The sequence below is a fragment of the Nitrospira sp. Vd2 genome (assembly GCF_979581665.1).
This window is the reverse complement of sequence record NZ_CEFZSK010000038.1, coordinates 162285-172500: the sequence shown is the minus strand read 5'-3', so window position 1 is coordinate 172500 and position 10216 is coordinate 162285. Positions and strand designations below refer to the sequence as shown.

Below are 10216 nucleotides of genomic sequence, written 5' to 3'. Positions count from 1 at the left end.
TTTACGCCCAGTAAATCCGAACAACGCTTGCCACCTTCGTATTACCGCGGCTGCTGGCACGAAGTTAGCCGTGGCTGCTTCTGGTGGTACCGTCCGCGCTCGTTGTCGAGCGCCGTCTTCCCACCCGAAAGGGGTTTACAATCCGAAGACCTTCATCCCCCACGCGGCGTCGCTGCGTCAGGCTTTCGCCCATTGCGCAATATTCCTCACTGCTGCCTCCCGTAGGAGTCTGGCCCGTGTCGCAGTGCCAGTGTGGCTGATCGTCCTCTCAGACCAGCTACCCGTCGATGCCTTGGTGAGCCGTTACCTCACCAACAAGCTGATAGGACATGAGCCCATCCTTGAGCGCCACACCCATGGTGCAGCTTTCCTTCCACTCCCGTGAGAATGGAAGCGTACGCGGTATTAGCCAACCTTTCGGCTGGTTATCCCCCACTCGAGGGTAGGTTACCCATGCATTACTCACCCGTTCGCCACTGTACAAGCGGGTTGCCCCGCCTTCTCGTTCGACTTGCATGTGTTAGGCGCGCCGCCAGCGTTCGTTCTGAGCCAGGATCAAACTCTCATGAAATAGGTGTTCTAAGAATTGGACCAAGGGCCACCACTTCAATACACCTAGCTGACTTGCTGACTGTGTTTCTGAGCTTCGAGCTTATTGCTCGCTTACTCTATTCAGTTGTCAAAGAACAATCACCGGGGCCGTGCACTGTACAACAGCCGTTTCGGCTATGTCAAGGGGCCGTCCGGTATCGCGATGAATCTAACGAGGAGTGTCGAAGATCGTCGCGGAGTAGTGTTTATATAACTCTTACCGTTCTTCTGTCAAGCGGCTTGCGAACCATCATCACGTCTCGTCTTGGATCGCCCTACTGCTTGCCCGCTACGTGATTCGCATCGCGCAGCGAGGGTGATACCTTACCACATCGGAAGAAGGAAGCAAGAGGGTCGAGAAGATTTTTTTATGCGTGATGCCGGGCGACCCTTCTGAAAATGGTTGCCGAGCGGTCGCAGGTCGTCATCGGCCGCTCGGCTTGTCATTCTGTTCTGCTAGTCTTCCCAAATCCTCTCATACCACTTTTTCTGACCCGGCGCGCCGCCATCGAGCTTCATCGTATGGCGGATGTCGGTGATCGACCATCCGGTCAGCGACGCGAGCGTCGCGGCTTCCTGCTCCTGGCGACGCCGCACCATCGCGCGATACTCGTCGATATTCGAGCAGCTCTCCTCTCCGTTCCAGGCATGGCGGAGGATATAGCGGGCTTGAACATGTTGGCGATCGCCGGTCTCCTGAAACATGAGGTCTTCAGGAAAATGCTCCGCGTCATAGCGAACGTGCAATCGGGTGAGGAAGGCGTCCGCGCCGCCGGTCGTCCGTGATGGTGCGCCGAACAACCAAAACGCGCCCAGTCTCCGCAGTTCTTCTCGGGTCAAGGGATTCGCAGCGCACGGATCACACCAATTCATGTCCCACGCATATTCGAGAAACACGCCGCGAAAATCCTGTCTCTTCACCTGCTGTGCAAAGAGATCGCGGTAGAAGTCTTGGAACTTCTCCTTCACGTAGACGGGAAGATCCTTGTCCGAGGGCAATTTGATCGTCCGATAGTTCGTGGTCTCGACCCGCCCTTTTCGGGTGATCGCATAGATGAACAACTCCTGGGGGCCATCGGCGTTCACCGTGCCGAGCCGGATCGGCAGCATGAACTTCGGCGACTCGAATGCGAGTTGCAGCGGCCGCAGACCGGCGTAGCCGAGCTTCCCGTGCTCGTCGAGATTCACCTTGGCCACGAAGAACCGCATGCCCTGTTTGAGATAACTGCCGATGACCCGCGCCGCGCCCTTTGGAATCCGATACCCGTTTTCCTGAAGCCACGTCTCCAACCCCTCGCTCTGCGTCGCCGAGAGGAGGACGATGTCGTACTCACCGATCGTGTACTGCGCCTCAACGGTCACGCCAAGCGTCGCCGCGCGATCCGCCATCGCCTGTTTGCTCGCCGGGCTGGCCGGCACTTCCTGTCGCTTGAACTCATACAGCCGTGCCTGACAGGGGTTCGGGTCGAAATATTCGACGAGCCGTGGCGCCGAGTAGGCATCGAGATGTTCGAGGAGCGCTTGCGCGCCGACATGAATCTGCTCGCGCGTCAAGAGCGTGGGCACGGGTACGACCATCGCAAACTCTTTCACGTCGCCGCGAAAGTCGCTTGCCATTGTAATCACAGTCTTGTCCTCATCACGCACGAGCACGACCGAGGATGCCTTGTTGAACAGCTTGGTATCAGCTTTTGCGACGTAGAATCCACAGAAGGCCCACGCCGGGCGATCGACGAGCAGCAGGCTTAGGGTCAGGCAGAGCAACAAGAGTAATCGTGTCATGATGTCCTCCTCAGTTTGGTGCTGCGATCAATGGGAAACGGGGATCGTTCTCGCACCCATCGACAATCCGGCGGGCGACGGCGGCGTGGCGAAAGGCGCGACGCCCCAGACGTACCGCCGGCCGGGCAACCATCGATCCAGTAGCGGCACCGTCAGGACACCGGCGGCCAGCGCCCAGAGCAAGGCGTTGGTTTGATAGAAGCGCGTCTGCAGATAGAAGGCCGTCAGGCTGACGACACCGGCGAAGATTAGCCGGCCGGCGCGGGAATCGGGGGTCGTCTTGGGATCGGAAATCATGAAAAACGCAAAAATGAGCAGCGCGCCGTTCTCCAGGCGATGGAGCGGAATCTCGAGCGGATCCCCCAGCCATTGGGCCCGTGCGATCCAGAGCCCAGCGTAGGTCAGCAAGAACGCAATCGTCACATCGCTTCGTGCTGCCCGATTCACGACGAGGCTGCCCGCGCAGACGACCGCGAACGCCAGCCACGCGCTGCGGCCCCATTGCCCGGGTGAAACCCAGCCGAGCCCGAGCGCCAAAATGACGGTGAGCGCAAAGTTGGTCGGATTCCACACGTGCTTGCCATTCCATCGCAGGAGGAACTTGCTTGCGATCGCCAACAGAGCGGCCAAGGCCGCGACGAGCGGAGAGGGGGGCCGGAGCAGCAAACAGAGAGAGAGGCTGGAGATGATCGCGCTCTTCGATTCGAACGGCTGACTGGCATAGACGTTCCCGATCGCCTGCGTGGCGAGCGCGACGGTCAGAATGATCACGACAATGACCGGCGAGACATCAAAGTCGAGCGCCGTCATTCCATAGAACAAGAGCGCCGAGAGCGCCAGAATTTGATACCAGCGAGGGTCAGCGCTCAGGATCGCGTGACGGATGCGAGTACAGGAGCGGATATCGGGAATGGTTGCCGGCATCAGTCCCTCCTTCGTGGCCGAGACGCGATTCGCCGCGCCTCTCCCCTGTATGTCGCCAGTTGCCGATTCCTTTCAGCGGAGGTACAGACGCGAGCGAAGCGAGAGGAAAAGCGGAAGCTAAGGGGAGACGAGCGGAATTTCGATCTGAACAGTGGCGTGCGGGTCAGGTCGAGGGGTGACGACATAGACGGCTTGGTCGATCGTCTCAGTCAGAACGTCGGGAGCCGAGCGCGACTTGCCGTCGTCCGGTGTCCCGCCTGGCCGCTGAAGGGACAAGGCCGGCTCCTTCTCCGCAGGCGGCCGCTCGCGGGAGAAGGCAAGCAGGAGACTCACCGGTTTGAACGGCAGCCGTTTCCAGATTTTTCCGTTCACAGGAACCAGATAGCCCTGGCCGGGAACCACCGCCCCGTTTTCGCCCGGCTCCGGGTACACCGGCATCGTTTCTCCTTGCGGGCTTTTCGCAATCGCCGAAAGGTAGCCGGCGTCGTTCGTCTCCACGGCGAACTGGACCTGGTCGCCCAGCGTCACGGCGCGTCCGGGTGCGACCTCGACCACATTGCCGTCCTCTTGCGTCAGCAGCACGGTGTACCGGAGCCCCAGTGCCGGTGGCGCACCGTGCGCGGGACGCAGTTGCTTGCGCGGCTGATCGGCACGCTCTGTCTTGGCCAACGTCCCGGGCAGCGGCGCGCCATAGAACAGCGCACGGGCGCTCGGCGAGACAGACGAGGGCGAGACACCGGGAGCTGGAGCAGGCGGAGAAGCGCGGGGAAGTTCGGAAGCCGGGGCGCTCTGTGCGGAGTCAGAGTGTTGCAATTCGCGCGAGGGCCGGCCCTGGACTTCTTCTTTGAGCGGCTCACCCGGGGGCGGAACACCTGATGCCCGTGCACGATCAGTGGACGAGGTCATCTTATTTGCGGCGGTCGGCTCCTGGCGAGTGTCCTGTTGCGCGGGCGCGTTCGCTTCGGCGTCCTTCTTCGATTCGGGAAGCGTGGGAGGAGCGGCTGGACTCGTTGGCGCTGTAATTGAATCCCGTGCGTGGTCAGCTGTCTCACCATGGGTCTTGCTGGCCGGCTCGGCTCGCTCACTGACGGCAGAGCGCTCTTGCAGCCGAGTGCCTCCGAGGTACAGTCGCGTGCCGATCGTGACGGCCAGGACGACGGACGCCACGCCGCCCACCCAGGCGAGATGCGCCGGGCGTCGACACCAGTCGCCGATCGCCGCGAGCCAGGAGCGCGTCGACTTGCGGGACAGAGCCACCAGCAAGCGTCTGCGCGATTGGGGATCGCGCAACGCGTCGCGCAGCGCTTCTTCATCGGCCAGCAGATCGAACAGCGCTTGATCGTGCATGGCGGCCTCGAACAACTGCCGCCGCTCTTCGTCGGTCAACGTATTGCTCGCATAGCCGCCGATCAGCTTTTCGACGTCAGCTGCCATGACCGCCTCGCCGTGTGGCCTTCCGTGTCCCGCCAACATCCCACGCGCCGCCCATGAGATCGAGCAGTTGCTTGCGGCACCGCAGGTCCCACGTGTAGATCGTGTTGATCGAGGTCTGGTTCATCAAAACTTGAATTTCGGGGAACGACTTGCCTTCCAACTTCCATCGAAACAATTGACGGCAGCGTTCACCCAGTTGCCCCAGCGCGGTGAGTAATCGGTCGACCAGCTCGCGTCGCTCTGCCTCGGCGCTTGGGTCCGGTCCTGGATCGGCGAGCGGCAGGTTCTCGATCGGCTCGCAGTCGTGCTCGCCGCGCCGCCGGATGCGTCGTTGCGCTTCGCACATCTTGTATCGAAGAATTTGAAATGCCAACGGCAGCAGGTCGGGGAGCACCGTGACGTGGGGATACTTTTCATGCAGGACCATGAGCACGTCTTGGGCGACGTCCTCGGCCGCAGTTCCCTGTAAACGAGATGCGGCGTAGCGGACGATCCTTTCACGTAGCACCGCAAGGATCTCGTCTCGGGTCATCGTCGTGATCGTACCCCAAGCCCTATGTCTTTTCCATTATTTCCTTTTGCGCGACCGGCTGTTCGGGGCCTCCGAGCGGGCGCGGCTGCTGTCGGAGATGCTCACTATCTTGAGATAGGATCGAACGACGTCAGCCTCCGCGCTTACCTTGCGCCAGCCGGGCCGATCTCTTTATGATGAAGTCATGTCTCCCAAGCTCACCCGACGAACGATCCTCAAGGCGCTTGGCCTCGGCGCGGCGGCCGGGATGGTCGGCGGCTGCGACTCGGTCGGCAGCGTGTTCGGCCGCATGTTCGCCATGCCGCCGCGGGAGACGGTCTACTTCACGCCGAACGACAAGTTCTACGTCGTCAACTACATGGACTCGCCGTTCAACGTCTCCCGCGACCTCAACCAGGAGCAGTGGCGGTTGACGATCAATGGTGAAGTGAAGAGCAAGGCCACGCTCGGGTGGCGGGACATCTTGAATCGCGACTCGTTCGATCAGGTCGTGACGCTGGAATGCATCGACACGCTGCCGGGCGGTGACAGCCTGGGGAACGCCTTGTGGCGCGGGATCTCGCTGAAGAAGTTGCTGCAGGACGTCGGGGTCGATGAGGAAGCGGCGCGCGACGTGATCTTCCGGGCGGCCGACGGCTACGACGACAGCATTCCGTTCACGCGAGCCATGCAGGACGACGTCATGCTCGCCTATCTGATGAACGGCGAAAAACTGCCGAAGGCCCACGGTTTTCCGTTGCGCCTGATCGTGCCCGGTCTGTACGGCATCAAGAACGTCAAGTGGATCACGGAAATCGAGGTCTACAACGGCGACCACTTGGGCTACTGGCAGCGAAAAGGGTGGACCGACGACGGCACGATCAAGATTTTCTCACGGATCGACAGCCCCGGGCACTATCAGGCGTTGCAGGGGCCCGAACAGCGGTTCCGTGGAATTGCCTTTGGCGGCCCGCACACGATCGGGAAGGTCGAGTTAAGTTTCGATGCGGGCAAGACGTGGCATGAAGCGGAACTGGAACCCCCGCAGTCGCCCTACTCCTGGGTCATCTGGAATTACCGCTGGAACCCGCCCAAGACCGGCAAATATCAAGTCGTCGTCCGCGCAACCGACATCAAAGGGAATCTCCAGATCGCCGAACTCGTCCGCCCCCAACCCGCCGGCGCGAGCGGCTATCACACGATCGTCGCGGACATCGAAGAAATCTAGCTTCTTGGCGCGACAGCAACACACAACCGGCAATCCTTCCACTAGGACGCGCCAGACCCACCAGCAGGCCATGCCTACGCACACCGGAAGTGGTGGCGCGAGGCGCGCCGCACTACTCTAGTTTTGGCGCGACCGGGACACGCATTCGGAGCGTCCGCAACTCAAGACGGACAAATTCTTGACACGACCGCTGATTCAGCCGTAGCCAAGGCTCAGCGGTTTTCGGCCACTGCACCGACCGGTGGACAAAACGAGGTGACGTTTTCCCGTCCATTTGTGCTCAGCGGCTCACCTCAAGGGTGGACCGTCTCGCTAAACGGCTTGCTGGCCGGTATGCTGACGGCAGGGGGTAGCAATACCAGCAGTGTGAATGCCAGCGCTTCCATTGGATCGTCCCTCAATCTGGCGCTTGATCAAGTCGCTGTAGATAATGGCATCTCGCCAATTACACACCCGGTGAATCTGGCTCAGGTCCAGACGGCGCTCCTCCCCGATGGGCTCTATTCTGTGACGGGTTCTTTGCTCATACGATCAAGTACAGGAAGCGGTGTAGGCGGCGCCGACTTTTTCGGAAACTTCAACAATAATGGAACGCCATTTGGCTTTACGGTTAGCGTGGCGGCCAATGCACTTCCTGAACCGGCGAGTCTTCTGCTCGTAGCGACCGGCTTAACAGGCATTGCGTGGATGTCAAGGAGGCGCTCTAACATTCCGCGATGAAACCTTCGTTCAACGATCTCTTTTAGCAACATAGCGCTCAACGGTGTGGCGCGACAGGAACTCACATACGACACACCTTCCACTGAGACGCGCCAGGTACCGATCCGCCATGCCGACGCACGCCGGCAATCCTTCCACTGGGACACGCCAGGTACCCACCGGCCTTGCTACGACTGCCGGAATTGGTGGCGCGAGGCGCGACCTACACACTAGAAACCAAAACTGGAAGGAACTACTTGAATGCGGCGACGGCGAGCGCCGCCGCCGCGAGGAGTGCGGCGAGTACACCGATCATCATCGCGGCCCGCACGCGCGTTTGGAGCATCAGCACGTCCGCGTGGAGCCGATCGAGTTTCGTCAGCAGTTGGTGCAGATCGCGCCGGACCGCTTGCAGCTCGTGCTCGACTTCGCCGGTCGCTTGACCTGCGTCCCGCTTCAGCGAGAGCCGTTCGCTCACGGCGCCGATGACCGAAGGCGCGAGCAGCGGCACCACCTTCGCCAACAGGTCGACCGCCTTCATCCAGGGCACGGTCATGCCGCCGCTTACTCTTTGCGGCCTCCCTCCGCTGCCGGTTCGATCGTGAGAATGTGGACATCGTACACGATGTTCTGCCCGGCCAGTGGGTGATTCAGATCGAGCAGGGCACTGGAGTCGTCCATCTCGAGGACCGTGGCAAAATCGTTGCTCTCGCGGCTCTTGAGCATCGCGCCCGGCTGTATGCCCGCGGGCAGTTGCTGCCGCGACACCGACTTCCGTTTCTTGGGATCGTAGGGGCCGTACGCTTGTTCGGGCGTCAACTCCACGCGCTTGCGCTCTCCTTCTTTCATACCCGCGAGCGCATCCTGTAGCCCGCCGAGTACTTCCTGCTTCCCATGGACATACGAGAGGACATTTTGGTCCGAGGTCACGTGTTTCTCGGGCACGCTCAGCGTGTATTCGAACGTCACTCGGGCGCCGTCCGAGACGGTGGCCGTCGGCGAGCCGAAGGCCGCGGCAGAAAGGCTGAGCGCGCACACGACGATCATGACGGGCAAGCGAGTGATGGGCTTCATAGTTCCCTCACAGGTTAAGTCCAAGGCCGCTAGTCTCGATCGATGGTAACACGAATGGAATGTCGAGGGCAGCTGTCAGATGTGAGCCGGTTTGGAGCCGCGCCTCCATATGGTCCATAAGGCGATTCCGGAAAGCACGAGGGTCCAGGACGCAGGTTCTGGCACAAGAACCGCGTCCCCCTGCACGTCAACTCCGCCTTCCAGAAGGCTGAACGCCGCCTGAGCGAGAATCGCATGGCCGGTGGAGGTCGGATGGAGGCCGTCCCAAAACAGATGTGTGTTCGGCGAGGAGCAGACGCCGCCCCCGAAGATGGAATTCAACGCATCCCCGCTGTAGCACGACGACGTCACATCGGTGACGCCGTAGCCCGTCGGATTACTGATGACCGAATTGAACAGGCCAAACGTATCCAGTCGATACAACTTCAGCGCCGTTTCGGTATCGAGCATCGCGTTGAGTTGCTGATTGAAGGCTTGCGAGAGGTTCGTCCCGAACGCACTTGCCATCGCGCCTTTTTGCAAGACCTCGGGCACGAGGCCGAGGTTCGGCGCATCGGGGACGAGGACATTGCGAGCACCAAGACCTGCCAGCGTGTTCAAGATGCTGCGCAGGTCCGAGACGGCGGTCTGCACCGTATTGGCCGCGATGGCGTTCGCATTGTTCGGATTGGCCGTCGCCTGATCGATGGCATCCCGGAGATTGTTGGAACCGCCGAAGACGATGTAGAGCGCGTTGGAATCGGCGTGCCGCGTCGTCAGCGCATACGTCCCGACTTGGTCGCGGATGTCGAACGACGGGGCGAGCGAGTTGAAATTCGTGCGGGCGCCGCCGAACGCATAATTATCCCCTCCTGCAAGGAAGGGCTTGGAGGACAGATGGAGATCGGCGGCGAGGTCATCGACATAGTTCGGGCCATTGGTAAACCGCCCATCAAAGTACGGCGGTGAATTCGGGATCACGCCCGCCGTCACGCGATAGATATTGCCCGTGTCCGAGAGGCTGTCACCGAAGACGATGAGATCCGAATACGTCGCGGCGAGAAGCTGGACGGGCCCGCCGAGCCACGCGACGGTGAGACATGCATACCCCACAACTCTCCACGCGCGCCGTGACATCATGCGTTCACAGTAGCGCCAATCCGGTGCGCGCAGTAGCGGGAATCGGATTACGCAGGCGCGCTAAGACGGGAGACGGCGACCGACTTCTCGGATATCGGGGACCGTCATGATCCGGGCCGTCGCGGCCGGATGCTCGATGGCCCAGACGAGCGCGATGATCATCGTCTCCAGAGGGATCAGACCCAGCCGCTCGGCCGACGGCCGCGTCGTGGGAATCGATTCGAACAGCCGGTAGAAGGGTTGGAGCAGAAGAGCCCACCGATGCCCCGAACCGGTGATGTACCACGGACGCACAATGGTATGCAGGAGCCCGCTCCGGCGCAGCAACTCCTCGCACTCCGCGCGGACGGCGATATACGCCTTCATGATTGGCGCGGGATGTGCGACGCTCACATAGACGAAGTGGCTCACGCCGCGTTCCTGCGCCACATGCACGGATGCCCGCGCCGAGGCGAGGTCCACGGCACGGAACGCCCGCCCCTTCCACGGGGCCGGATGCGGCGTGCCGACGAGTTGAACGAATGTATCACCGGGCTGGACGGCATCGACAAATGTCTCCCCGTTCAACGGATCCCCGCTGACGGGAGAGCATCCGGGCGGCACTCTCTTTTCCGAGCCGGGCCGGACCAGCGCCCGCACGTGGTGCCCATTCCTCACAAGACGCGGGATCAGCGCTCGTCCCAGATACCCGGTTCCCCCCGTGAGGAAGATTGCCCGTGATGTGCGGCTTGCCATCTGCTCCTCCATCGCTCACACCATGTCTACGAACCCGGTCTCGAACCGGATGCCTCCTCAATAATGCGCGGTATTCGTCCTACAGCGCGATGGCGTCTCCCTCACTTGTCCGCGCCGTC

The 10216-nt window shown here is 61.3% G+C and carries 10 protein-coding genes and 1 rRNA gene (1 of these 11 running past the window's edge); 2 read left to right on the top strand and 9 right to left on the bottom strand.

Annotation, left to right across the window (positions count from 1 at the left end; translation table 11 throughout):
* From AC1U7K_RS15435 to AC1U7K_RS15415, 5 genes are all read right to left on the bottom strand, one after another.
* Nucleotides 1-571, bottom strand: a 16S ribosomal RNA gene (locus AC1U7K_RS15435) (it extends 972 nt beyond the left edge of the window).
* A gap of 476 nt (nucleotides 572-1047) precedes the next feature.
* Nucleotides 1048-2373, bottom strand: coding sequence for a DUF2330 domain-containing protein (locus AC1U7K_RS15430; protein ID WP_480252430.1), 1326 nt, complete (start codon nucleotides 2371-2373; stop codon nucleotides 1048-1050).
* A gap of 27 nt (nucleotides 2374-2400) precedes the next feature.
* The gene (locus tag AC1U7K_RS15425; protein ID WP_480252429.1) at nucleotides 2401-3297 is read right to left on the bottom strand and encodes an RnfABCDGE type electron transport complex subunit D; all 897 of its coding nucleotides are present in this window, start codon (nucleotides 3295-3297) and stop codon (nucleotides 2401-2403) included.
* 117 nt (nucleotides 3298-3414) lie between these two features.
* On the bottom strand, nucleotides 3415-4731 hold the full coding sequence (locus tag AC1U7K_RS15420) for a hypothetical protein (protein WP_480252427.1): 1317 nt from the start codon (nucleotides 4729-4731) through the stop codon (nucleotides 3415-3417).
* Nucleotides 4721-5263: an RNA polymerase sigma factor gene (locus AC1U7K_RS15415; RefSeq protein WP_480252426.1), complete on the bottom strand. Its 543-nt coding sequence runs from the start codon at nucleotides 5261-5263 to the stop codon at nucleotides 4721-4723. Before AC1U7K_RS15415 ends, AC1U7K_RS15420 begins: the two co-directional genes overlap by 11 nt.
* A gap of 184 nt (nucleotides 5264-5447) precedes the next feature.
* On the opposite strand from AC1U7K_RS15415, the gene AC1U7K_RS15410 reads away from it, so the two are divergent.
* Nucleotides 5448-6470 carry a molybdopterin-dependent oxidoreductase gene (locus AC1U7K_RS15410; protein ID WP_480252425.1) on the top strand — a complete coding sequence of 341 codons (1023 nt, stop codon included), beginning with the start codon at nucleotides 5448-5450 and terminating at the stop codon, nucleotides 6468-6470.
* Between the two features lie 333 nt (nucleotides 6471-6803).
* Nucleotides 6804-7190: a PEP-CTERM sorting domain-containing protein gene (locus tag AC1U7K_RS15405; protein ID WP_480252475.1), complete on the top strand. Its 387-nt coding sequence runs from the start codon at nucleotides 6804-6806 to the stop codon at nucleotides 7188-7190.
* Between the two features lie 232 nt (nucleotides 7191-7422).
* Here AC1U7K_RS15405 and AC1U7K_RS15400 read toward each other — a convergent pair whose 3' ends face one another.
* From AC1U7K_RS15400 to AC1U7K_RS15385, 4 genes are all read right to left on the bottom strand, one after another.
* Entirely contained in the window at nucleotides 7423-7725 is a 303-nt protein-coding gene (locus AC1U7K_RS15400) for a hypothetical protein (RefSeq protein ID WP_480252424.1), read from the bottom strand.
* 8 nt (nucleotides 7726-7733) lie between these two features.
* Entirely contained in the window at nucleotides 7734-8243 is a 510-nt protein-coding gene (locus tag AC1U7K_RS15395; RefSeq protein WP_480252423.1) for an FKBP-type peptidyl-prolyl cis-trans isomerase, read from the bottom strand.
* 75 nt (nucleotides 8244-8318) lie between these two features.
* Nucleotides 8319-9335 (bottom strand): SGNH/GDSL hydrolase family protein, encoded by a 1017-nt coding sequence (locus AC1U7K_RS15390; protein ID WP_480252422.1) that lies wholly within the window; start codon nucleotides 9333-9335, stop codon nucleotides 8319-8321.
* Between the two features lie 87 nt (nucleotides 9336-9422).
* Nucleotides 9423-10097 (bottom strand): SDR family oxidoreductase, encoded by a 675-nt coding sequence (locus AC1U7K_RS15385; RefSeq protein ID WP_480252421.1) that lies wholly within the window; start codon nucleotides 10095-10097, stop codon nucleotides 9423-9425.
* Nucleotides 10098-10216 lie beyond the last annotated feature (119 nt).